The 21,529-nt window shown below is 64.1% G+C and carries 21 protein-coding genes; 5 read left to right on the top strand and 16 right to left on the bottom strand.

Annotation, left to right across the window (positions count from 1 at the left end; genetic code table 11):
* The 3 genes from L880_RS0129390 to L880_RS0129380 all read right to left on the bottom strand — a co-directional run bounded on the left by L880_RS0129390 (position 1) and on the right by L880_RS0129380 (position 3,309).
* Positions 1–720, bottom strand: a complete 720-nt coding sequence (locus tag L880_RS0129390) for a Crp/Fnr family transcriptional regulator (RefSeq protein WP_027478639.1) — start codon at positions 718–720, stop codon at positions 1–3.
* A 263-nt stretch (positions 721–983) separates the two neighbouring features.
* Positions 984–1,760 (bottom strand): oxepin-CoA hydrolase, alternative type, encoded by a 777-nt coding sequence (locus L880_RS0129385; RefSeq protein WP_027478638.1) that lies wholly within the window; start codon positions 1,758–1,760, stop codon positions 984–986.
* Positions 1,761–1,788: 28 nt separating this feature from the next.
* Positions 1,789–3,309: a 3-hydroxyacyl-CoA dehydrogenase gene (locus L880_RS0129380; RefSeq protein WP_027478637.1), complete on the bottom strand. Its 1,521-nt coding sequence runs from the start codon at positions 3,307–3,309 to the stop codon at positions 1,789–1,791.
* A gap of 70 nt (positions 3,310–3,379) precedes the next feature.
* Between L880_RS0129380 and L880_RS0129375 the strand changes: the two genes are divergently transcribed.
* Complete coding sequence (locus L880_RS0129375) at positions 3,380–5,707, top strand: type IV pilus assembly protein FimV (protein WP_157463110.1); 2,328 nt, start codon at positions 3,380–3,382, stop codon at positions 5,705–5,707.
* A 126-nt stretch (positions 5,708–5,833) separates the two neighbouring features.
* Here L880_RS0129375 and L880_RS0129370 read toward each other — a convergent pair whose 3' ends face one another.
* From L880_RS0129370 to lexA, 3 genes are all read right to left on the bottom strand, one after another.
* Positions 5,834–6,841 carry a D-2-hydroxyacid dehydrogenase family protein gene (locus L880_RS0129370; RefSeq protein WP_027478635.1) on the bottom strand — a complete coding sequence of 336 codons (1,008 nt, stop codon included), beginning with the start codon at positions 6,839–6,841 and terminating at the stop codon, positions 5,834–5,836.
* Positions 6,842–7,098: 257 nt separating this feature from the next.
* Entirely contained in the window at positions 7,099–7,281 is a 183-nt protein-coding gene (locus tag L880_RS35980) for a hypothetical protein (protein ID WP_157463109.1), read from the bottom strand.
* Positions 7,282–7,648: 367 nt separating this feature from the next.
* Positions 7,649–8,320 (bottom strand): transcriptional repressor LexA, encoded by a 672-nt coding sequence (gene lexA, locus L880_RS0129360; RefSeq protein WP_027478634.1) that lies wholly within the window; start codon positions 8,318–8,320, stop codon positions 7,649–7,651.
* Positions 8,321–8,384: 64 nt separating this feature from the next.
* Between lexA and L880_RS0129355 the strand changes: the two genes are divergently transcribed.
* Positions 8,385–9,350 (top strand): asparaginase, encoded by a 966-nt coding sequence (locus L880_RS0129355; protein ID WP_027478633.1) that lies wholly within the window; start codon positions 8,385–8,387, stop codon positions 9,348–9,350.
* Positions 9,351–9,425: 75 nt separating this feature from the next.
* Here the strand turns inward: L880_RS0129355 and adk are convergent, their stop codons facing one another.
* The 6 genes from adk to L880_RS0129325 all read right to left on the bottom strand — a co-directional run bounded on the left by adk (position 9,426) and on the right by L880_RS0129325 (position 13,326).
* Positions 9,426–10,082: an adenylate kinase gene (adk, locus tag L880_RS0129350; RefSeq protein WP_019573480.1), complete on the bottom strand. Its 657-nt coding sequence runs from the start codon at positions 10,080–10,082 to the stop codon at positions 9,426–9,428.
* A gap of 167 nt (positions 10,083–10,249) precedes the next feature.
* Positions 10,250–11,023, bottom strand: a complete 774-nt coding sequence (gene kdsB / locus L880_RS0129345) for a 3-deoxy-manno-octulosonate cytidylyltransferase (protein ID WP_027478632.1) — start codon at positions 11,021–11,023, stop codon at positions 10,250–10,252.
* Complete coding sequence (locus tag L880_RS0129340; protein WP_027478631.1) at positions 11,020–11,202, bottom strand: Trm112 family protein; 183 nt, start codon at positions 11,200–11,202, stop codon at positions 11,020–11,022. The genes kdsB and L880_RS0129340 overlap by 4 nt, the downstream gene beginning before the upstream one ends.
* Before the next feature lie 17 nt (positions 11,203–11,219).
* A complete protein-coding gene (gene lpxK / locus L880_RS0129335) occupies positions 11,220–12,239 on the bottom strand; it encodes a tetraacyldisaccharide 4'-kinase (RefSeq protein WP_027478630.1) in 1,020 nt (339 codons plus the stop codon).
* A gap of 22 nt (positions 12,240–12,261) precedes the next feature.
* The gene (locus tag L880_RS0129330; RefSeq protein ID WP_027478629.1) at positions 12,262–12,684 is read right to left on the bottom strand and encodes an ExbD/TolR family protein; all 423 of its coding nucleotides are present in this window, start codon (positions 12,682–12,684) and stop codon (positions 12,262–12,264) included.
* A 6-nt stretch (positions 12,685–12,690) separates the two neighbouring features.
* Positions 12,691–13,326: a MotA/TolQ/ExbB proton channel family protein gene (locus tag L880_RS0129325; RefSeq protein ID WP_027478628.1), complete on the bottom strand. Its 636-nt coding sequence runs from the start codon at positions 13,324–13,326 to the stop codon at positions 12,691–12,693.
* Positions 13,327–13,986: 660 nt separating this feature from the next.
* On the opposite strand from L880_RS0129325, the gene L880_RS0129320 reads away from it, so the two are divergent.
* Positions 13,987–14,568: a superoxide dismutase gene (locus tag L880_RS0129320; protein WP_027478627.1), complete on the top strand. Its 582-nt coding sequence runs from the start codon at positions 13,987–13,989 to the stop codon at positions 14,566–14,568.
* A gap of 104 nt (positions 14,569–14,672) precedes the next feature.
* Here the strand turns inward: L880_RS0129320 and L880_RS0129315 are convergent, their stop codons facing one another.
* Positions 14,673–15,140: a DUF192 domain-containing protein gene (locus L880_RS0129315; protein ID WP_027478626.1), complete on the bottom strand. Its 468-nt coding sequence runs from the start codon at positions 15,138–15,140 to the stop codon at positions 14,673–14,675.
* A gap of 282 nt (positions 15,141–15,422) precedes the next feature.
* Here L880_RS0129315 and icd point away from each other — a divergent pair, with 282 nt between their 5' ends.
* Entirely contained in the window at positions 15,423–16,688 is a 1,266-nt protein-coding gene (gene icd, locus L880_RS0129310; RefSeq protein WP_027478625.1) for an NADP-dependent isocitrate dehydrogenase, read from the top strand.
* A 94-nt stretch (positions 16,689–16,782) separates the two neighbouring features.
* Here icd and L880_RS0129305 read toward each other — a convergent pair whose 3' ends face one another.
* From L880_RS0129305 to L880_RS0129295, 3 genes are all read right to left on the bottom strand, one after another.
* The gene (locus L880_RS0129305; RefSeq protein WP_027478624.1) at positions 16,783–17,592 is read right to left on the bottom strand and encodes a MinD/ParA family protein; all 810 of its coding nucleotides are present in this window, start codon (positions 17,590–17,592) and stop codon (positions 16,783–16,785) included.
* A gap of 4 nt (positions 17,593–17,596) precedes the next feature.
* Positions 17,597–18,343 carry a GGDEF domain-containing protein gene (locus L880_RS33925; protein WP_157463120.1) on the bottom strand — a complete coding sequence of 249 codons (747 nt, stop codon included), beginning with the start codon at positions 18,341–18,343 and terminating at the stop codon, positions 17,597–17,599.
* A gap of 112 nt (positions 18,344–18,455) precedes the next feature.
* Complete coding sequence (locus tag L880_RS0129295) at positions 18,456–20,153, bottom strand: SulP family inorganic anion transporter (protein ID WP_043331005.1); 1,698 nt, start codon at positions 20,151–20,153, stop codon at positions 18,456–18,458.
* An 87-nt stretch (positions 20,154–20,240) separates the two neighbouring features.
* Here L880_RS0129295 and L880_RS0129290 point away from each other — a divergent pair, with 87 nt between their 5' ends.
* Positions 20,241–21,470: a PLP-dependent transferase gene (locus L880_RS0129290; RefSeq protein WP_027478622.1), complete on the top strand. Its 1,230-nt coding sequence runs from the start codon at positions 20,241–20,243 to the stop codon at positions 21,468–21,470.
* Positions 21,471–21,529 lie beyond the last annotated feature (59 nt).

Below are 21,529 nucleotides of genomic sequence, written 5' to 3'. Positions count from 1 at the left end.
TCAGAGGTCGCTGTCGGCGATGCGCATCAGCGCATCGCGGTCACGCACGATCAGGCCTCCCGGTTCGATGCGGATCGCGTCTTCGCGCTCCATGGCTTTCAGTTCCTGGTTGACGCGCTGACGCGAGGCTCCCAGCAACTGGGCCAGTTCTTCTTGAGCCAGGTGCAGGCTGATGCGCATTTCGCGACCATCCGACAAGCTGGGCACACCGTAGCTGCGCACCAGGTGCACCAATTGCTTGGCCAGACGCGCTCGCAGAGGCAATGTGTTGAGGTCTTCCACCAGGCCGAACAGCTGTCGGATGCGCCGCGCATGCAGCCGCAGCATGGCTTCGTACAGTTCCACGTGCATGGCCAGGATCTTCTTGAAGTCGGCCTTGGCCACGCACAGGATGGTGGTGTCGCCATGCGCGTAGGCATCGTGCGTGCGCCGGTCCCCGTCGAAGATGGCCACGTCGCCAAACCAGATTCCGGGCTCGACATAGGTCAGCGTGATCTGCTTGCCCGAGATCGAGGTGGAGCTCACCCGCACGGCACCCTTGGCACAGGCAATCCACTCTTCCGGTGGATCGCCCCGTGCTGCAATCAGCTCGCCGTCGCGGTATCGCTTCACGTATGCGCATCGGAGTATGTCGTGCCGGAGTGAGGGTGAAAGGGATGAGAACCAGCGACCTGAGTTGATCGCTTCACGTTCTTCGATATTAAGAATCGGGTCGTCCATGGCCTGTCTTTTGCGTGACTGAAAACAGGCTCATTGTCGCGTCTGGGACCGGTGCGATCCCACAGGGTTGTCACCTGCGTGTCTGGGGTGCCGGCGGGGGCTGCAGGCTGCGCAGGCCCGGTGCACAAGGGGCCTGCTGCGTGAGGTGTGGGGCGGGCGTCAGGCGTGAAGCGCTGAGTCGCGTGGAGGTCTGTGTGGAGGTCTGTGTGGAGGTCTGCGTGGGTGCAGGCAGGCCTGCCCGGCGGACGCGGCCTGGGGCGCCATCAGTAGCGCGGTGTGGTCTTGTTCAGAAAGGCGTCGATGCCCAGTCCAGCATTGACGTGGTGCAGGTTGCGCACAAAGTGCTCTCGTTCTGCTTCGAGGTGCTGGTTCAAGGTGTGCTGGTCTGCCTCGTTGATCAGGTCCTTGATGCTGGCCAGTGCATTGGGTGCGCGCGCGTTGAGGCGTTCGGCCCATTGCAGGGCGTCCTGAAGCGCCTGGCCGGGTTCGCTGACATGGTTCACCAGGCCATGCTGCTGCAGTGCGCTGGCCGAGATGCGGTTGCCGAACATCAGCAGCTCCGTGACGAGTTGCCGCGGCAGTGCCCGCGCCAGGCTCCAGCTGCCGCCACCGTCTGGCGAGAGGGCGATGTTGCTGTAGGCCATCACGAACTGGGCGTCGCGTGCGGCCAGCACGAAATCACAGGCCAATGCCAGTGAAAATCCCGCACCCGCGGCAGCCCCTTCGACGGCCGCGAGCACCGGCTTGGGGAACAGCCGGATGGCTTCGATCCAGGTGTGCAGCCCTTCGATGCTTTCGGCCTGCACGGCGGGCGGCAGTTGTCGGTTCGCCTGCAGTCGCTGCAGGTTGCCACCGGCACAGAACCAGGGGCCGGCGCCCGTGATGACCACCGAACGCACATCCGTGCTGCGCTCGGCCACATTGAGGGCCTCGACCCCGGCCGCGTAGATCTCGGGTCCGAGCGCATTGCGGAACTCGGGGTTGTGCAGGGTCAGGATCAGGGTCTGGCCCTGGCTGGTGCTTTGCAGTTCGGCGGACATGGTGGGGTGGTGCGGTGATCGCGATGGGTCAGGACTCGACGTGGCTCAGGCTCAGGCCGATGGCGCCGCGGCGGCGCAGCCAGGGGCTGGGGCGGTAGCGCTGATCTCCATACACGGTCTGCATGTTGAACAGCACCTCGAGCACGTTGGTGGGGCCGTAGCGGTCTCCCATGGCGAGCGGGCCCATGGGGTAGCCCAGTCCCAGGGTGACTGCCAGTTCCAGGTCGCGTGGGCTGCAAATGCCTTGCTGGCAGATGTCGGTGGCAATGTTGATGATGGTGGCCACCACCCGCTGGGTGACGAAGCCCCCGCTGTCGCGGATCACGCTCACGGCCTTGCCGTCGCGTGCGAACAGCGCATGTGCGGCGTCACGCATGTCGGCGCGGGTGGCCGGGTTGGTGGCCAACACGCGGCGCTTGGTGCTGGCATCGTCGACCAGCATGTCGATGCCCACGGTGCGGCTGGGGTCGAGCCGTTCAACCACCGCCACCGTGGTCACATCGAAGCCCAGTGGCGCCACCAGGGTGAGTGCTTGCGGTGATGGTGATGTGCCGGTTTCGATGGTGGCGCCCAGGTCCTTCAGCAGTTGGTACAACTCGGCCCGGCGTGCGGCGCGGCTCGAAACCCACACGGGTGGCATCTCATGAACCTGGGGCACGGGGGGCTCGGGTGGCAGCTGCGCCTGTTGCCCCTCGTAACGGTAAAACCCCTGGCCTGTCTTGCGGCCCAGCATGCCCCCTGCCAGCCGTTGGGCTGTGATGACGCTGGGGCGGTACCTGGCCTCTTCGTAGTACTGACGGTAGATCGACTCCATCACCGGATGCGATACATCGAGGGCCGTGAGGTCCAGCAGTTCAAACGGGCCCAGCTTGAAGCCCACCTGGTCTTTCAGGATGCGGTCGATGGTGGCGAAATCGGCCACGCCCTCCGAGACGATGCGCAAGGCCTCGGTACCGTAGCCGCGGCCGGCGTGGTTGACGATGAAGCCCGGGGTGTCTTGAGCGGCCACCGGGGTGTGGCCCATCTGGCGGGCGTAGTCGCTGAGTGCCGAGCAGGTCGGCTGCGCCGTGGCCAGGCCGGCAATCACTTCAACGACCTTCATCAGCGGAACGGGATTGAAGAAGTGGTAGCCCGCCACCCGATCGGGTCGGGCACAGGCTGCGGCGATGGCCGTGATGGAGAGGGAGGATGTGTTGCTGGCGAGCACGCATTCGGGGCCCACCACGGCCTCCAGCTCGCGAAACAGTGCCCGTTTGGCTTCCAGGTTCTCGACGATGGCTTCGATGACCAACTGACAGCCAGCCAGTTCTGACAGGCTCTCAGCCACATGCAGTTGGCTCAGGTATTGCGTCAGTTGCTCCGGGCTGATGCGGCCCTTGGCCGCCAGCTTTTCCCACTGGGTGCCGATTTCTTGGCGTGCCGAATGGGCGGCACCCTGTTTGGCATCGAACAAATACACTTGACTGCCGGCCTGGGCAGCAATCTGTGCAATGCCGCGTCCCATGGCGCCACTGCCCACGATTGCAACGCTTTGGTAAATTATTTTCATGATTGAATTATCCCTTGCTTGGAGTTCGGAAGCCTTGTGCCAGAATCTGCGATAAAGCAAACACGAAATTGTGAAAATACGTAATATTTTCGTTGGGGTGCCACTGTTGGCGCTGGCTGGAAGCAGTTTTGCTCTCAGCTTGGGGGGCGTGCGCGGTACCGCTGTATTGGGTCAGACGCTTTCGCTGGCGTTCGAGTTGAAACTCGACTCCGGCGAAGACGTGGACGCGGGGTGCCTGCGTGCGCAGTTGACCCAGGGCGACACTGTCATTGACGGCTCCCGCGTCACACTGGCGATTTCCGGCAGCGCCGGCGACCGCGTCGTGCGTTTGCGATCCAGCGTCGCGGTGGATGAGCCCATGGTGACCGTGATGCTGTCCTCGACCTGCGGTCAGCAGGTCTCCCGCCGCTATGTGCTGCTGACGGATTTGCCGCAGGATTCCCGAGCGTCGACATCCGCAGTCGCCTCTGCTTCTGTGGTGCCGTTGCCGATGGTGCAGGCCCCCAAAACAACCGTGTCGGAAGCGCCCTTGGCCTCGGCTTCTTCGAGTGCATCGCGTGGTGCACGGGGCGCTTCGCCAGCCCAGGCGGCTGATCGCACTTCAACGGCAGCGCGCAACGCGGCGCCCAAAGTGGCGACTGCCAAGCCAACGGCTGCCTCACAGGGGAGCAAGGCCCGCCTCCGACTGGACGGCCCGGTGGATGTGCCTGAGCGCGTTGTGGGATTGAAGCCTTCGCCGATGCTCAGTGTGGTGCCGCAAGAGGGGGCCTCTCCGCAGCGAGCCCAGGCCTTGGCGGCTTGGGCCTCGCTCAACCGGTCGCTGGAGCAGATTCTGTCGGACACCGACGACCGTGCGCGTTTGGAGGCCGAGAACAAGCGTCTCAAGTCACTGGACAAGCAAAGCCAGGCGCAGTTGAACGAGCTGAAGGGGCGACTGGCTGAGGCCGAGGATGAGCGCTACGCCAATCCGCTCGTGTATGGTTTGAGCGGCTTGGTGCTTCTGCTGCTCGGTGCTGGGGCTTATTTTGGGCTGCGCATCAAGCGCAGTGGCGTCGCCCCCAAGGCGGCCGCTGCGGTGCCCAAGACATCCCGCAAGGGAAAGACGCCTTGGTGGCAGGCTGGCCTCAAATCAAACCAGGCGGCGGATGCCGGGGCCTCCATCCTGCCTGAGCAGGCCCCTGTTGCGGCTGGCAAAGCGCCTGCGGCTGTTGAGCCTAAGCCTGTCCTGGCCGATGTGGCCAAGCCAGCATTTCTGCCCTCGATGTCGGGTGTCCATGTGGATCTGGACCTGAGCGAATCGGCCTTCCAGCGTCTGGAGAGCATGGGCAAGGCCTCTGCGGCATCGCCCACCGATTTCCTGAAATCCGAATTGCGGCCCGCGAGCCCGTCTGACTCCGTCGGTGTGCCTGTGCCGGGAGCGGGCGCGAAGCCCTCATTGGATCTGTTTGATGTGCAGCAGCACGCCGAGTTCTTCGTTTCGCTCGGTCAGTACGATGAGGCCATCGCCGTGTTGCAGAACTACATTGATCAGCATCCGGAAAGCACGCCTCTGGCCTACCTGGATCTGCTGAAAATCCACCACACACTCAGCCACACCGGCGAATACGCGCGTCTTCGCGAGCGTTTCAACCAGACTTTCAGTGCCGAAGTACCTGCCTTCAGTGCCTTCTCCAAGGCAGGCAAGACGCTGGAATCCTACCCGCGCACTCTCTCTTACCTCGAAAAGGTCTGGGGCAGTCCAGGGGCGCTGAAGGCGGTTGAGGATGCGGTGTTCCGCCCCCATGCCGTCTCTATCGGTGAGTTTTTTGATCTGGACGCGTTCAAGGAACTGCTGGTGCTGCAAGCCGTGGCGCGCCAACTCGACCAGGAGGCGCGCAGTGATGGTGCCTCGGGGGTCAGCAGCCCGCGTTTGCAGGCCGGTGACCTGTCCACGGCCTTCCAGAGCGTGCGCGACTCTCAGTTTGCTGCAAGCCCTGGACAAATCCCTGTGGAATTCATGCCCGTGGGCCCGATTTCGGGCTTTGGTCCATCGACCCAGATGCCAGACACCGACAGCGTGATGAACCTGGATCTGGATTTGAGTGAGATGGAGTCGGCTTTGGTTGCACCCAGGGCTCCGACGGAACTGCTTGTTGATCAGCGCGGCAAAGCTGGGCCGGGTGCGGCCAAGGGGGAGGCGCTTGTTTCACCCCTGGATTCACCATTTGACTCGCCACTTGATTCGCCCCTGGACTCACCGCTGGACTTCACCCTCGACGGGACCGGGCTTGGCGAATTGGATCGGGCCCCGGTAACGATGCCTGTGGAGTCTTCGACCATCGAAGACAGCAATCTGATTGACTTCGACATGTTTGAAGCCGATCTTGCGAAGTCACTCTCCAAGCCGGACAAGGCCTGAGGTCATGGGCCTGCGGCGCTGAGGCTGTCTGAGATTTGACCTCCCAAGACCCATGGCTGGAACCTGGATCTTGAGTCGCACCAGCCTGTGTGCGCTGGCATCAGCGCGATCTTGAGGTGGCCTGGATCAGCGGCGAACCTGCAGGGCACCCGGGTTGACGATGTTGGTGGGTGTGCCTCGGATGTAGTTCACCAGGTTGTCGAAAGCGGCGCCAAAGTACAACTCGTAACTGTCTAGCTCCACGTAGCCGATGTGGGGGGTGCAGACGCAGTTTTCCAGTCTCAGCAGGGCATGGCCCTGTAAGATGGGCTCACTTTCGAACACGTCTACAGCCGCCATGCCGGGGCGGCCACGGTTCAGGGCTGCGATCAAGGCATCGGGCTCCAGCAGTTCGGCGCGGGATGTGTTGACGATCAAGGCGCTGGGCTTCATGCGCGACAGGTCTTCCAGGGTCACGATGCCCCGGGTGTCGTCATTCAGGCGCAGGTGAAGGCTCAACACATCGCATTGCTCAAAGAATTCCTCGCGGCTGTTGGCCGCCTGGTAGCCATCCGACAAGGCCTGGGCCCGCGATGCCTCCCGACCCCAGACGCGCACGTTCATGCCAAATGCCGCGCCATAGCTGGCGACCAGTTGTCCGATCTTGCCGTAACCCCAGATGCCCAGCGTCTTGCCTCGAAGCACATTGCCCAGACCGAAGTTGGGTGGCATGGAGGCGGACTTCAGTCCCGATTGCTGCCATGCGCCGTGCTTGAGGTTGGAGATGTACTGGGGCAGCCGCCTCATGCTCGCCATGATCAGAGCCCAGGTCAACTCGGCAGGTGCCACGGGAGATCCAACGCCCTCGGCCACAGCAATGCCTTTTTCGGTGCAAGCGCCCACGTCGATGTGGCTACCAACCCGCCCGGTCTGAGAGATCAGCCTGAGTTTGGGCAGCTTTTCGATCAGTTGCCGTGTGATGTGAGTCCGCTCCCGAATCAGCACGATGACTTCCGCATCCTTGAGCCGCACCGAAAGCTGCCCAAGGCCCTTCACCGTGTTGGTGTAGACCTTGGCGGAGTAAGGGTCCAGTCGTGCCGCGCAATTGAGTTTGCGCACTGCGTCTTGGTAGTCGTCCAGAATCACAATGTTCATCCCCTGATTGTGCCTTGCCTGCGATCGGCGTCGGGCTTGGAACAGGAGGATCATCGATCGCGAGGGGGTGAATGCGGGCATTTGCCCGGTCCAGGAGCGGCTGGGGTCGGGACTGCCTGGGGACTGACGCGTGCCTTGCCGTTTTGAAGGTGTTCGGATGCGTTCAGATGCGTTCAGATGCGTTCAGGGGTGGCCGTGATTGCGACGGAGCATCGGCGTGCGGCGTGCACGGCCAGGTGAGGCCCGGCCTTCGAGGCTCAGTGCACCAGGCCTGGGTGGGCGGCGGCCAGGCGCTCCAGCTCGGCGCAGACATCGGCCATGCGCCCAGAGATCACCAGTCGGCCGGCCTGTCGCGGGTGGGGGGCATTCTCCCGGATCCGCAGCACGCGAAGCGGCCTCGCGCTGGGTGCGGGTGCTGAATGCACATGGGTGGCGGTCACGGCAGGCTTCTGGGCTGTGCGTGCCTCAGGCGAGGCGGAGGGGGATCGCGGTTGGATGGCGATGCCGACAAGATCTTGGCCCGTTTGGGGTGTGCCATGCGCAGGTTCGCTGCGCTTCGATGCCGCGTTGGAGGCTTGCGCGCCCAGCTTGGCATCGTTCAAGGTGGCGGGGTTGACGCGCCTGGGAGCCAGAATGGCGCCCAAAGGGGCGAGCCAACGCACGGCAGTGTTGAATGCCTTTCCCATGTGAAACTCCAGTTCGATTCAGGGGTTGAACACAGGCAGGATTGAAAGATAGAGCCAGCGCAGGGTTGTTCGGCAAGCTCGTCTTGCCTCAAACGCCCGCCACCTGCGCAGGCCCTCTGCCTTACATCAGCATGGTGTTCCGGATCAGACCGACGGCCAAGCCTTCGATCTCGAACGGGTCGCCCGGTTGGACGATGATGGGCGCGTAATCGGGGTTCTCTGCGATCAGCTCGATGTGCTGGGGCGTTTTTCGCAAACGCTTGACCGTGACCTCTTCGCCCAGCCGTGCCACGATGATCTGACCATTCTTGGCTTCACGCGTGGATTGCACCGCCAGCAGGTCACCGTCCATGATGCCGGCGTCACGCATCGACATGCCACGCACCTTCAGCAGGTAATCGGGTTTGTGCTGGAACAGGCTGTTTTCTACGTAATAGGTTTGATCCACGTGCTCTTGGGCGAGAATCGGTGAGCCTGCGGCGACGCGGCCGATCAGTGGCAGGGCCAATTGGCTGAGACCTGGCAGCGGCAGCGAGAATTGAGGGTCACGGCTTTGGTTCAGCTGGCGCAAGGTCTCGCCACGCAGTCGGATGCCGCGCGAGGTGCCGCTGACCAGTTCGATGACCCCTTTGCGTGCCAGGGCCTGCAGGTGCTCTTCGGCGGCATTGGCTGATTTGAAGCCCAGCTCGGATGCGATCTCGGCCCGGGTGGGGGGAGCACCGGTGCGGCCGATGGCGCTCTGGATCAGTTCCAGAATCTGTTGCTGTCGTGCGGTGAGCTTGGGCATGTCCATGGTGGCGGCTCCTGAGGGCTGTTTTAATATCCAGTAACTGTATTTTTCACCAGTTTTTTCTGAAATGCAAGCCAACATCACGACTTCTTCGCACCTTGTTGTATTGGGTACCGGCGGCACCATCGCAGGCGAGGCCGGCAGACCCGATGACAACATTGGCTACCGTGCTGCGCAGCGTGGTGTGGCGGATCTTCTGGCGGGGCTGCCTTTGACCCAGGGTGTCACCGTGAGTTGCGAGCAGGTGGCTCAACTCGACAGCAAGGACATGGATCACCCCACCTGGCAGGTGTTGTTGCAGCGAGTTCAGCATTGGCTGTCCGACCCTTCCGTGCAGGGGGTGGTGATCACCCATGGCACCGATACGCTGGAGGAGACCGCCTATTTCTTGAGCGCCACCTTGGGTTCCTGTGCCAAGCCTGTGGTGCTGACCTGCTCCATGCGCCCGGCGACGGCGTTGGCGCCGGACGGTCCGCAAAATCTGGTCGATGCCGTGGCGGTGGCAGCTGATCCGCAGGCCAGTGGGGTGCTGGTGGTGTGTGCGGGTCTGGTTCACGAAGCCAGATCGGTGCAGAAGGTGCACACCTATCAGCCGGACGCCTTCAGTTCAGGCGATGTCGGACCATGTGCGCGTCTGTACGAGGGGCGGGTGACATGGTTGCGAACCATTTCTTCAACGCCGAACAGCGCGGCGTCGGCGCCCTTGGCCACGGCTTGTCTGGCTTTGCCGGCCGTGGATTGGCCCTGGGTGTCCGTGTTGTACAGCCATGCCGGAGCGCAGGGGCGTGAGGTGGACGCCTTGGTGGCTCAAGGCGTGCGCGGTCTGGTGATCGCGGCCACTGGCAATGGCACGTTGAACCAGGGCCTGGATCAGGCCTTGCAGCGTGCTGCGGCGGCAGGCGTGGCGGTCGTTCGCAGTTCCCGTTGTGCCTTTGGCCCGGTGCTGGTGACGGAGGCCGGGGGCTGGCCTGTCATGCCCGGGTTGAATCCGGTCAAGGCCCGGGTCGCCCTGATGCTGAAGTTGATGGCTTGATTGCCTGCGGCAGCTTGGTCCACACGCGCAAAAAAGCCACCCGAAGGTGGCTTGTCGCTTGAGGCCAGTGGGCGCTCAGCTGGCGAGTGCCTGCAGGGCGCGAGCCGTGATCTCATCGACCGAGCCCATGCCGCTGATGGCGCGGTACTTCGGGGCGGCGGCGGCGTCGCTCTTGGCCCAGTTGCCGTAGTAGTCCACCAGAGGGCGGGTTTGCGCGCTGTAGACCTCCAGGCGCTTCTTGACGGTCTCTTCCTTGTCGTCGTCGCGCTGGATCAGCGGTTCGCCGGTGAGGTCGTCCAGGCCTTCGGTCTTGGGCGGGTTGAACTTGACATGGTAGGTGCGGCCCGAGGCCGGGTGCGAGCGGCGGCCGCTCATGCGTTCGATGATGGCTTCGAAAGGCACATCGATTTCAAGCACGTAGTCGAGCTTGACGCCCGCCGCCTTCATGGCATCGGCCTGGGGGATGGTGCGGGGAAAGCCGTCGAACAGGAAGCCATTGGCGCAATCGGCTTGTGCAATGCGTTCCTTGACCAGGTTGATGATCAACTCATCGCTCACCAGGCCACCGGACTCCATCACGCTCTTGGCCTGCAGGCCCAGGGGGGTGCCGGCCTTGACCGCTGCGCGCAGCATGTCGCCCGTTGAAATCTGGGGGATGCCGTACTTCTGGCAAATGAAGGTGGCTTGCGTGCCTTTACCCGCGCCTGGCGCGCCCAGCAGAATCAGTCTCATGGAAGTCCTCGGATAGTGTCAAATCGGCCGGCACCACTGGCTGCGCACGAGCTGACCCCGAAGGGCCAAGGCAGATGCAGTGCTCATTTGGCCCAGAGGATAGCATGGGCAGCCCTGCGCCAGCCTTACGCTTGTGACAAAGCGCTGGCGCCCGGGCCCCGGCAGATTCAGTCCTGGAGCGTGCTGAAATGCGCTCGCACGCGTGCCAGGTCTTCGGGGGTGTCGACGCCGGGGCCGGGAGCCTGTTCACTCAGGTGGACAGCAATGCGGTGTCCGTGCCACACCGCCCGCATCTGTTCGAGCGATTCCACCACCTCCAGCGGTGCCTGTGGCAGGCTGGGGAAGGCACGCAAAAAGCCCACGCGGTAGCCGTAGATGCCGATGTGGCGCAATGGTTTGAGCCCTGCAGCCGCCGGGTTGCGCCACCAGGCCTGGCCAGCCATATCGCGCGACCAGGGGATGGGTGCTCGGCTGAAGGTCAGCGCCAGCCCCGATGCCTCCAGCACCACCTTGACCACATTCGGGTTGTTGAACTCTTCCAGCGAGTCAATGGCGTGCGCGGCCGTGCTCATGCTGGCCCCGGGGTGTTGGCGCAACAGGGCGGCCACGGCATCGATCAGGCCCGGGTCGATCAAGGGCTCGTCACCCTGCACATTCACCACCAGCTCGTCGTCTGCCAGGCCCAGCACGCCGCAGGCTTCGGCCAGCCGATCGCTGCCCGAGGGGTGGTCGGCGCGGGTCAGGATGGCCTGCACCCCGTGTTGCTGGCAGGCCGCGACGATGCGGTCATCGTCGGCGGCCACCACCACCTGGGCGGCCTGGCTCAACTGGGCCTGGCGCGCCACCCGCACGACCATCGGCAGGCCTGCGATGTCGGCCAGCGGCTTGTCAGGCAGCCGCGACGACGCCAGCCGTGCCGGGATCAGAACCGTGTAGCTCACAGGCCCAGTTCCTCGTCACTGAGCGTGCGCGCCTCGTTTTCGAGAAGGATGGGAATGCCATCGCGCACCGGGTAGGCCAGGCGGGCGCTGTGGGACACCAGTTCCTCGCGTTGTTTGTCGTAGGTCAGCGGGCCCTTGGTCACGGGGCAGACCAGCAGTTCAAGAAGTTTGCTGTCCATGCGGAGAAAGTGTTGGGTCAGGAGGTACGAAAGGAAGGCCTGGATGATAGCGCCGCCTCCAGCCTTTGCTGCAGGTCGACCCAGAATGCAGGTTCGGGTTCGAATTGCAGCGGCAAGGCCCAGGCGTCAGGCTGGATCGCCCACAGCTTGTGGGCGTCCTTTTCGGTGCAGATGAGTCCGAGTCCTGCGGCACTGGGGGGCACGCCATGGCGGAAGTCATGGTGATCGGGCAGCGCCGTGGTCTGTTGCACATCGAATCCAAGGTCTTGCAACATGCCGAAAAACCGCTCGGGATGGGCGATGCCGGCCATGGCGTGCCAGGCACGCTGGCGCAACACCTCGACAGGGCAGGTCTCGCCGTGCCCGTTGTGTGCCACAGAGGCCAATTGGCGATGGGCCCGGTAGCCCGCAAAGGCGGGGTGCTCACCGGTGTGCAACACCAGATCCACAGGCCGGGGCCAGGGCTCGCGCAGCGGCCCGGCGGGCTGCAGAAAGCCGTTGCCAACACCACGGTCATCGAACACGCACAGCTCGATGTCGCGCTGCAGGGCCAGATGTTGCAATCCGTCGTCACACACGATCACCTGGGTGCTGGGATGCTGGCTCAGCAAGGCCTGCGCGGCTTGCGCCCTCAGTCGCGCCACAAAGACCGGGGCGCCGCTGCGCCGCTGGATCAGCAAGGGCTCGTCTCCCACCTCATGGGCCTGGCTGCTGGCGGTGACCTCGCGGCAATCGTCGGTCTGGCGGCCGTGGCCGCGCGACACCACCCCGACCGCCAGTCCGCGTTGGCGCAGCCATTGCACCAAAGCCAGCACGGTGGGGGTCTTGCCGGCTCCGCCAGCCACCACATTGCCGACCACGATCACCACCGCCGGTACGCGTTGGCTGGCCAGCCAGCCTCGCCGGTAGCCGCTGCGCCGCAGGGCCACCAGCGCGCCCAGCACCAGTGACACCGGCCACAGGGCCCAGGCCACCGGGCCGCGGTGCTGCCAGGCCTGCAGCAGGCGTGTCGAGAGCCCGGTGCTGGATCGGGTCATGGTGGGTGGGTGAAGCGGGGCCTCAGCGATTGCCGGCCCGGGGGGACTGGGTGGCAAACGTGACTTGCGACAGCCCGCTGCGGCGTGCGGCTTCCATCACGTTGATCACCGACTGGTGGGTGGCGCTGGCATCAGCGCTGATCACCACCACCGTATCTCGCCCGCCTTTGGCCGCCTCGGCCATGGCCATGGCCAGGCTGTCGGGGTTGCCTTGAACCGGAACCTTGTTGACGGCGAATCGCCCTTCGGCGCTGACGCTCACGATCAGCTCGCGTGGGTAGTCACGTTGTGCATCGGCATCGGCCTGGGGCAGGCGCAGCTGAAGCTCCGTGAACTTGCTGTAAGTGGTGGAGAGCATCAGAAAAATCAGCACCACCAGCAGCACGTCGATGAAGGGAATCAGGTTGATCTCGGGCTCATCCTGGCGGCGCGGGCGAAAGTTCATGGGAGCTTACTTGCGCAGGGTGTTGAGGTGGCGCAGCAGGCGCTCTGCAGCCAGTTCCATGGTCAGCAGGTAGGCGTCGGCGCGGCTGCGGAAGTAGCGCCAGAAGATCAGGCTCGGAATGGCCACGATCAGGCCGAAGGCGGTGTTGTAGAGGGCCACCGAGATCCCCTGGGCCAGTTGGGCCGGGTTGCTGCCACCGCCGAGGGCCCCCGGCCCGGCAGCCTGCGATCCAAAGATGTCGATCATGCCGATCACCGTGCCCAACAGGCCCAGCAGGGGGGCTGCCGATGCAATGGTGGCCAAGGCGGTGAGGTGCTTGTCCAGTTGGGCCGCCACGCGGCGACCGGTGCCCTCGAGTTCGGCACGCAGATCGGCTTCGGAGCATTGGGGGTGTTGCAGCAGGGCCTTGAAGCCGCTGGCCAGCACCTCGCCCAGGGCCGAGTTCTGCTCGAGCTGTTGCACCACTTCACCTGACGGCAGGCCATGGGCAGAGACCGTGAGCGCTTCGTCCAACAGACTGGGGGGGGCAATCCGGGAGGGCCGCAGGCTGATCAGCCGCTCCAGAACGAGCGCCAAGGCCAGCACGGAGCAGACCAGCAGAGGCCAGATGGGCCAGCCAGCGGCTTGAATGATCGAAAACAAAGGGTCTCTCCCAGGGGGTGTGGTTCCGCACCGGATTATGGCGGAGCTTTGGGCCGCTGCTATGACGAACGGCATGGCCTGTGCTTGCGGTCCGGTCACTCACAAAATCTGTGGATAACTTTGTGGGGAACTCGGGGGGGGAGCGCGCCCAGATGGCGCCAAATGGTCGTTTGCATACTTTGCTTAAAAAATAGGCATTGGAAAATTCAATGAAATCAAGGGGTTATCACGTACTTGCTGGATTTCCGGATGCTCGGAAGGGCTGAGGAGCGGCGATCAGCGGTTGCGGTGGCTTGTGGAGTACTTTCGCAGGCAGAGCGCCTTGCCAAGCCCTAAAGCACTGCAATTTTCGAAGAAGGCGTCACATTGGCGGGCTGTTTCGGGCCTTTTGCCGTGTCAGCCCGCATCGCCATTGCTTTGGCTTGGTTGCAGGGGCTCTGCATGAGGCCTGAGGCTGCATGGCTGGGCTGGAGGCCTTGCCAGAAAAGGCGGGCACACGAGCTCCGTCGGCCTGGGGGGAGGCACCGGGCGGGGGCGTCCGCTGGGGCGGATCCTGGGCCAGTGGGCGGGTTGATCGAGGGCTGTCGCATGCCTGCTCGAATTAGTTTCTACAATGCGCCAGCAAAGCTGTTTTTTCACGATAAACCACACGAGGAAACCATGGAACATACCCTGCCCGCACTGCCCTATGCCATCGATGCACTGGCACCGCATTACTCCCAGGAAACCCTGGAGTTTCACCACGGCAAGCACCACAACGCTTATGTCGTGAACCTGAACAACCTGCAAAAGGGCACCGAGTTCGAAACCAAGACCCTGGAAGAGATCATCAAGACCTCCAGCGGTGGCATCTACAACAATGCAGCCCAGATCTGGAACCACACCTTCTTCTGGAACAGCATGAAGCCCGCAGGTGGTGGTGAACCCACCGGCGCCCTGGCTGCCGCCATCAACGCCAAGTGGGGCAGCTACGCGGCCTTCAAGGAAGCTTTCGTGAAGTCGGCTGTCGGCAACTTCGGTTCGGGCTGGACCTGGCTGGTCAAGAAGCCTGATGGCAGCGTCGACATCGTCAACACCGGCGCGGCGGGCACCCCCCTGACCACCGCCGACAAGGCCTTGCTGACCGTGGACGTGTGGGAACACGCCTACTACATCGACTACCGCAACCTGCGTCCGAAGTTTGTCGAAACCTTCCTCGACAAGCTGGCCAACTGGGGCTTTGCAGAAGCCAACTTCGCCTGAGCCATGCGGCTTGCGATGGGAGCGGCCTGCCGCTCCCAGGCCTCGACATGCCACCTTCGGGTGGCATTTTTCATGGGCGATGAAAAATCAGGCGGGGAAGCCGTTCAACGTTTTTCGAACGGTGGACCGCTGAGCTTGAGGCCGGCCTTGAAGCCCCGCTTCTGGAACCAGCCCTGGTTCATCTCCAGCACGAAGCGAACGGGTTTGCTGCTGCAGTGCGAGTCGGTGGTCTGCGGCTTCATGTCGACCAGGTTCACCACCGTGCCGTCATCGGCCACGAAGGCCGCGGTCAGGGGCAGCAGGGTGTTCTTCATCCAGAAGCACTGGGTGGCGGGCACCTCGAAGACGAACAGCATGCCTTCCTGTTGCGGCATGCTGGGGCGGTTCATCAGGCCGATCTGGCGCTCGACAGGGGCTGTGGCCACCTGGGCATCGATCTGGTACATGCCGGCGGTCAAGGCCACGCGGGGCAGGTCGAGCTGAGGGCCTTCCTGTGCGAAGGCGGCGAGGCCGGATAGCGACAGCAGTGCACACAGCAATGCCTGAGACAGGGGGTGGCGGGGCAGTTTCATGGTGGGGTGATCCTGTGGTGTGGCCCAAAAGCAGCTCACATCCACGTTCGATTTTGGCCTAAAAACAGTGGGTCGCCTCGTCGGCCTGGCCAACTTTGCACGACTGCGCGCCCCGCGCCGGCCGCATCGGCGAAGCGCTTCGGCCGCCATGCCGTCGACCCGCGCCGGCCTTGGCGCGCAAGGGCTTCTGGCCCGTCGTCGATGGCGGCAATGGCAGGCGCTAAGATCAGCAGGTTTTACTTCATTTGCTAAGTTGTTCAGCCTCACCGGAGACGTCAGTCCATGACCCGTTATCAGCACATCCAGGTTCCCGAGCAGGGCGAGAAGATCACCGTCAATGCGGACAAGACCCTCAAGGTGCCCGATCATCCGATCATCCCGTTCATCGAAGGCGATGGTGTCGGGCGTGACATCACGCCGGTGATGCTGAAGGTGGTGGATGCGGCGGTGGCCAAGGCCTATGGCGGGCAGCGCAAGATCCATTGGATGGAGGTGTTTGCCGGCGAAAAGGCCACTCACCTCTACGGGCCGGATGTCTGGTTGCCTGAGGAAACGGTGGATGTGGTGCGCGACTACCTGGTGTCCATCAAGGGGCCATTGACCACACCGGTGGGTGGCGGCATCCGCTCGCTCAACGTGGCCTTGCGCCAGGAGCTTGACCTGTATGTCTGCCTGCGCCCCATCCAGTATTTCAAGGGCGTGCCTTCGCCGCTCAAGGAGCCCGAGAAGACCAACATGGTGATCTTCCGCGAGAACTCGGAAGACATCTATGCCGGCATCGAATTCGAGGCCGGCAGTGACCAGGCCAAGCGTCTGATCAAGTTCCTGCACGACGAATTCGGCATCACCAAGATCCGCTTCCCCGAAACCTCGGGCCTGGGCATCAAGCCGGTCTCGCAGGAGGGCACCGAGCGCCTGGTGCGCAAGGCCATCCAGTACGCGATCGACAACAACAAGCCCAATGTGACCATCGTGCACAAGGGCAACATCATGAAGTTCACCGAGGGCAGCTTCCGTGAATGGGCCTATGGCCTGGCCGCCAAGGAGTTCGGCGGCGAGTTGATCGATGGCGGCCCCTGGATGCGCGTGCCCAACCCCAAGACCGGTGGCCAGATCGTGATCAAGGACAGCATCACCGATGCCTTCCTGCAACAGATCCTGCTGCGCCCTGTCGAGTACAGCGTGGTGGCCACGCTCAACCTCAATGGCGACTACATCTCTGATGCCGTGGCGGCCCAGGTGGGCGGCATCGGCATCGCGCCCGGGGCCAATCTGTCGGACACCGTGGCCATGTTTGAGGCCACTCATGGCACGGCGCCGCGCTATGCAGGCAAGGACTACGTGAATCCGGGCTCGGAGATCCTCTCCGCCGAGATGATGCTGCGCCACATGGGCTGGAAGGAGGCTGCGGACCTCATCATCCGCTCGCTGGAGAAGGCCATCCTGAGCAAGAAGGTCACGTATGACTTTGCCCGCCTGATGGAGGGCGCTGTGCAGGTCAGCTGCTCGGGCTTCGGTCAGGTCATCATCGACCAGATGCAGGAGTGAGGGCGCTTGCCGGGGGCAGCGCTCCCGGCGGCTTGAGGAGGCTTGAGGCATGGCCTGCGGCCATGCCGGGGGCATACCCGGGACATGCCCGGCCTCAGGCCTTGATCAGCACCGTTTCGTCGATCTTGTTGGCCAATTGGGCGATGGCCATCGCGGCGGGGCTGTTCGGGTTGTTGATCGACAGCAGTTGGCGGCGCATCACGGCGTCGCGCACCGAGGGGTCGGCCGGGATGTCGCCCAGGTGGATCAGGCGCACCGGGCGGCCTGTGTCGGTGCTCACAAAGCGGTCCAGCACCTGCTGCAGCTGTCCGGTGATGGCGCGGCCATCACCCGGGCGGACGGTCTGGTTGATGATCATGCGCACCTGGCGGCGCTTTTGTTGCATCGACAGCACCTTGATGGCGGCGTAGGCATCGGTCAGGGAGGTGGGCTCAGGCGTGGCCACCAGCAACACCTCGCCGGCCAGCGAGACCGCAAACAACACCACGTCGGAAATGCCGGCGCCCGTGTCGAGCAGCACCACGTCAAAGCGCGGCAGCAGGCTGCGCAGCACGCGCACAAATTCATCGCGCACTTCAGGGGTGAGGCGCGAGTATTCGACCATGCCCGAGCCGGCCAGCAACACGCTGAAGCCGCCCGGGGCCTTGACAATGGCTTCGTCCACCGTGGCCTTGCCGGTGAACACATCGTGCAGCGTGACCTTTGGGTGCAGGTTCAGCACCACGTCCAGATTGGCCAGGCCCAGGTCGGCATCCAGCACCAGCACGCGTTGGCCGCGGCGGGTCAGCGCCGCCGCCAGGTTGGCCGCGACAAAGGTCTTGCCGACGCCGCCTTTGCCGCTGGTGATGGCCAGAACCTTGGCCGACACAGCTTCCGCAGGGGTGGTTTTCAGCGCTTCGCTCATCTGTTCACTTTCGGTTGGCGCTGTCGGCCGGGTCACTTTGATCGGTTGAAGTTCCAACATCGTCCTGATCGGGGACGTCGTAGAACAGCAAACCCTTTTCTTCTGCACTGACCGTGCTGTCTGGCGGGAAATCCAGGCAGACACGGTTGCGACCCTCCGATTTCGCCCGGTACAACTGGTGGTCCGCTCGCTCTATCCAGAGGGATATCGGCGATCGCACCCAGGGCAGGGTGAACGACCCTCCAATGCTCACGGTCACGTTGATGGCCACACCCGGAGCGATGGTGATGGGGGTGGACTCCACGATGGATCGGATGCGCTCGGCCACGGCACGTCCGAAGGCGGCCTGGCAGCCCGGCAGGACCACGGCGAACTCCTCGCCTCCATAGCGGGCCAGGGTGTCCATGGGGCGCACGCAGTTGGCCAGCGTGTTGGCCACCGATTGAAGAACGATGTCGCCCGCAGGGTGGCCGTAGCTGTCGTTCACCAGCTTGAAACGATCGATGTCCAGCATCAGCAGCAGGGCCGACTCTCCGGTGCGGGTCACGCGGTCGACTTCGCGTTCCAGAACGGCCCGGAATTGACGCCGGTTGGCCAGCCCGGTCAGGGGGTCCTTGAGTGACAACTCACACAGGCCGTCAATCAGGTGCTGAAGATAGCCGGTGGTGCTTTCGGGTGTGGGGGAGTGCAATTCCTCATCTTGTGCCAGCAACGCCAGGGCGGTGTCGAGACGAAGACTGCTGAGGTCAATCGGTGCAGGAGCCTGGGAGGGGGACACGGGTTGAGGAGGGACAAGAGTTTTGCGAAGTTTAACAGTACGCCCCTTGGAGATAAGTGACAAATTGTGGTACTTCTTGCCTGCTTTACCCGTTTGACGGCAAGTTTTGCACGGTTGTCAGCGTTTCGAGATCGGTACGGCAGGTTTTCAGCAGTGGGCCCTCTTTAAGGCATCCGGCGCGCCGCAAAACCGTATCCACCGGTAACTTCAGGCCGCTGATCACCAGTGTGATGTCGCGCTCATGCAGCATCAGCGTGATTTGTTGAAAGGCCTCCACCCCGGTCACGTCGATGCGATTGATGGGTTGGGCGTACAGACAGACGCATCGTGTGTCCGGGTGCCGGGCCAGGTGATCGACGATGTTGCGCTCCAGCGTGCTGGCCGAGGCAAAGTCAAGTTCTGCATCCATGCGCAGGGCGTAAAGATGCGGGGCCAGCGGGGGCAGGTGCCAGAGGTGGCGGTCGCGCAGGCTGCCATCGGGGTGCAGGCCCACCTCGATGATGCGGGGGTGCAGGCGCTGGTACAGGAAGTGGGTCAGGCTGGCCACCAGGCCGGCCAGCACGCCCCAATAAAGCTGCGGCGCCGTCGCCAGCGTCAGCACGAAGGTGGCCCCGGCAGTCAGCGCCTCAACCCGGGAGATCTTCCACAGGCCGATCAGCTGCATCGGACGCACCAGGTTCAAGACGGCCGCCACCACGATGGCTGCCAGCACGGCTTGGGGCACGTGGTACATGTAAGGTGTCAGAAACAGCAGCACCACCATCACCAGCAACACCGAGAACAGGGTGGCCCAGCCGGTCTTGGCGCCCGCGTACAGATTGATGGCCGAGCGCGAGAAGGATGCGCTGATGGGAAACGAGCCGCTCAAACCCGAGGCGATCTTGGCCAGGCCCTGGCCGATCAGGTCCTGGTTCTCATTCCATTGCGTGCCGCCGCGCTGGTTTTCGACCTTGGCACTGGAGGCGGTTTCGAGAAAGCTGATCAGCGTGATCACCAGGGCCGGCATCACCAGTTGACCAAAGGCGTTCATCGACAGCCCGCCAGGCCAGTACAGATGGGGCAGGCCGGAGGGCAGGGCGCCCACCACCGCGCCGCCCGATTCGGCAAACCCCAGGCTGGCACTGAGGGTACCGGCCGCCACCACGATGATCATGGCGGCCGGCCAGCGTGGCACGAAGCGCTTGGCCAGCAGAAGCGCCGCCAGTGAGCCGACGCCGAACCCCAGTGAGAGCAGGTCATGCTGGCTCAGCGCCAACCAGTCGCTGCTGTCGGGGGCCAGCCCTGTCAGCGCCCGCATCTGCGAGGCCAGGATCAGCCAGGCCGCCGCCTGCGTGAAACCGGAGAGCACGGGCGAGCTCACCAGGTTCAGCAGCCAACCGAAGCGCCCCAGGCCCAGCAGCAATTGCAAGCTCCCTGACATCAGGGCCAGCCAGACTGCCAGCGCCACCCAGGTGTCGCTGGCCGGCTCGGCCAGACCCGACAGCGAGGCCCCGATCAACAGGCTGCTCAGCGCCGTCGGGCCCACACCCAGCCGGGTGGATGAACTCCACAGCACCGCCACCACGGCCGGCACGATGGAGGCGTAAATGCCTGTGACCAGCGGCATGCCGGCCAGGGCGGCATAGGCCACCCCCTGCGGCAGCAGCATCAGCCCCACCGTCATGCCGGCGGAAAACTCGCCCAGCAGGGTGTCACGGGAGGGCCGTGGCCAGTTGAGGAATGGGAACAGGCGATGCAATCGGTCGTTTTTCACAGCGGCTTCCGGGCTCGGTGCCTGCCTCATGACGGGCAGTGCGGGGGTGTTGTCCGTTGAAGCTACCACAAGCACCGCCCGGCAACATGCGGCGGTGGGCAGAGATAACATCGCACCATGACCGATTCAAGCCCCGACTCCCGCGATCCGATCACCCAGCTGATCCACCATCCCTACCAGCCGCCGCTTGGCTTTCAGGCCCCGCAGCCGGCCGTGCACAAGGCCTCGACCGTGATTTTTGCCAACACCGCGGCCATGCGAAACCGCGATTGGCGCAGCCGTTCGGGCTACACCTATGGCCTGCACGGCACGCCCACCACCTTCACGCTCGAGGAGCGCCTGTGCCAACTGGAAGGCGGGCTGCAATGCCTGCTGGTGCCCAGCGGCCTGGCGGCCCTGGCCAATGTGGCCCTGGCGCTGCTCAGCCAGGGCGACGAAATCCTGATTCCGGACAACGCCTATGGCCCCAACAAGGCGCTGGCCGAGGGCGAGCTGGCCCGCTGGGGCATTGCCCACCAGTGGTACGACCCCTTGAACCCGGCCGATCTGGCCGATCGCATCAGCCCGCGCACCCGCCTGGTCTGGCTGGAAGCCCCCGGCTCGGTCACGATGGAGTTCCCCGACCTGCCGGCGCTCACGGCGATCTGCCGCGAGCGCGGCGTGATCAGCGCGCTCGACAACACCTGGGGCGCCGGTCTGGCCTTCAAGCCCTTCGATTTCGGCCAGGGTTGGGGCGTGGACATCAGCGCGCAGGCCCTGACCAAGTACCCCAGTGGCGGTGGCGACGTGCTGATGGGCAGCATCATCACCCGCGATGACGCCTTGCATGTGCGCCTCAAGGGCACCCACATGCGCCTGGGTCTGGGCGTGGGTGCCAACGATGTCGAGTCGGTGCTGCGCTCGCTGCCCAGCATCGCCCTGCGTTACCAGGCCCATGATCAGGCGGCCCGTGCGCTGGCCGGCTGGCTGCAAGCCCAGCCCGCCGTGGCCCAGGTGCTGCACCCGGCCCTGGAGGGGGCGCCGGGCCATGGCCACTGGCAGGCGCTGTGTGGCACCCAGGGGCAGCCAGCCCTGGCCGCCGGGCTGTTCAGCATCGTGGTCGACCAGCGCTACAGCGCTGCCCAGGTGGACGCCTTTTGCGATGCCTTGCGCCTGTTCAAGCTGGGCTACAGCTGGGGCGGCCCCATCAGCCTGGTGGTGCCCTACCACCTGGCCAGCATGCGCAGCCGGCCGCAAGCCCATCTCCGGCCGGGCACCGTGGTTCGCTTTTCGATCGGGCTGGAGGCGGTGCAGGATCTGCAGGCCGACCTGGCGCAGGCGCTGGCCTCGCATCTGTCGGATCGTTGAGCGATTTGCGGCCAGCTTGGTAGTTTCCTGAGTACCGCGGTGGGCCCTGCCGGGCTAGC

This window comes from Curvibacter gracilis ATCC BAA-807 (assembly GCF_000518645.1).
Lineage (GTDB): Bacteria > Pseudomonadota > Gammaproteobacteria > Burkholderiales > Burkholderiaceae_C > Curvibacter > Curvibacter gracilis.
The sequence above is the reverse complement of the archived record's forward strand: the minus strand, read 5'-3'. Positions and strand labels throughout refer to the sequence as shown.

What these genes read in the sequence shown, in the direction of transcription:
- L880_RS0129390 (WP_027478639.1), bottom strand. Translation starts at nt 720, where the DNA reads ATGGACGACCCGATTCTTAATATCGAAGAACGTGAAGCGATCAACTCA.
- L880_RS0129385 (WP_027478638.1), bottom strand. Translation starts at nt 1,760, where the DNA reads ATGTCCGCCGAACTGCAAAGCACCAGCCAGGGCCAGACCCTGATCCTG.
- L880_RS0129380 (WP_027478637.1), bottom strand. Translation starts at nt 3,309, where the DNA reads ATGAAAATAATTTACCAAAGCGTTGCAATCGTGGGCAGTGGCGCCATG.
- L880_RS0129370 (WP_027478635.1), bottom strand. Translation starts at nt 6,841, where the DNA reads ATGAACATTGTGATTCTGGACGACTACCAAGACGCAGTGCGCAAACTC.
- lexA (WP_027478634.1), bottom strand. Translation starts at nt 8,320, where the DNA reads ATGGACATGCCCAAGCTCACCGCACGACAGCAACAGATTCTGGAACTG.
- L880_RS0129355 (WP_027478633.1), top strand. Translation starts at nt 8,385, where the DNA reads ATGCAAGCCAACATCACGACTTCTTCGCACCTTGTTGTATTGGGTACC.
- adk (WP_019573480.1), bottom strand. Translation starts at nt 10,082, where the DNA reads ATGAGACTGATTCTGCTGGGCGCGCCAGGCGCGGGTAAAGGCACGCAA.
- L880_RS0129340 (WP_027478631.1), bottom strand. Translation starts at nt 11,202, where the DNA reads ATGGACAGCAAACTTCTTGAACTGCTGGTCTGCCCCGTGACCAAGGGC.
- lpxK (WP_027478630.1), bottom strand. Translation starts at nt 12,239, where the DNA reads ATGACCCGATCCAGCACCGGGCTCTCGACACGCCTGCTGCAGGCCTGG.
- L880_RS0129330 (WP_027478629.1), bottom strand. Translation starts at nt 12,684, where the DNA reads ATGAACTTTCGCCCGCGCCGCCAGGATGAGCCCGAGATCAACCTGATT.
- L880_RS0129320 (WP_027478627.1), top strand. Translation starts at nt 13,987, where the DNA reads ATGGAACATACCCTGCCCGCACTGCCCTATGCCATCGATGCACTGGCA.
- L880_RS0129315 (WP_027478626.1), bottom strand. Translation starts at nt 15,140, where the DNA reads ATGAAACTGCCCCGCCACCCCCTGTCTCAGGCATTGCTGTGTGCACTG.
- icd (WP_027478625.1), top strand. Translation starts at nt 15,423, where the DNA reads ATGACCCGTTATCAGCACATCCAGGTTCCCGAGCAGGGCGAGAAGATC.
- L880_RS0129305 (WP_027478624.1), bottom strand. Translation starts at nt 17,592, where the DNA reads ATGAGCGAAGCGCTGAAAACCACCCCTGCGGAAGCTGTGTCGGCCAAG.
- L880_RS0129295 (WP_043331005.1), bottom strand. Translation starts at nt 20,153, where the DNA reads ATGAGGCAGGCACCGAGCCCGGAAGCCGCTGTGAAAAACGACCGATTG.
- L880_RS0129290 (WP_027478622.1), top strand. Translation starts at nt 20,241, where the DNA reads ATGACCGATTCAAGCCCCGACTCCCGCGATCCGATCACCCAGCTGATC.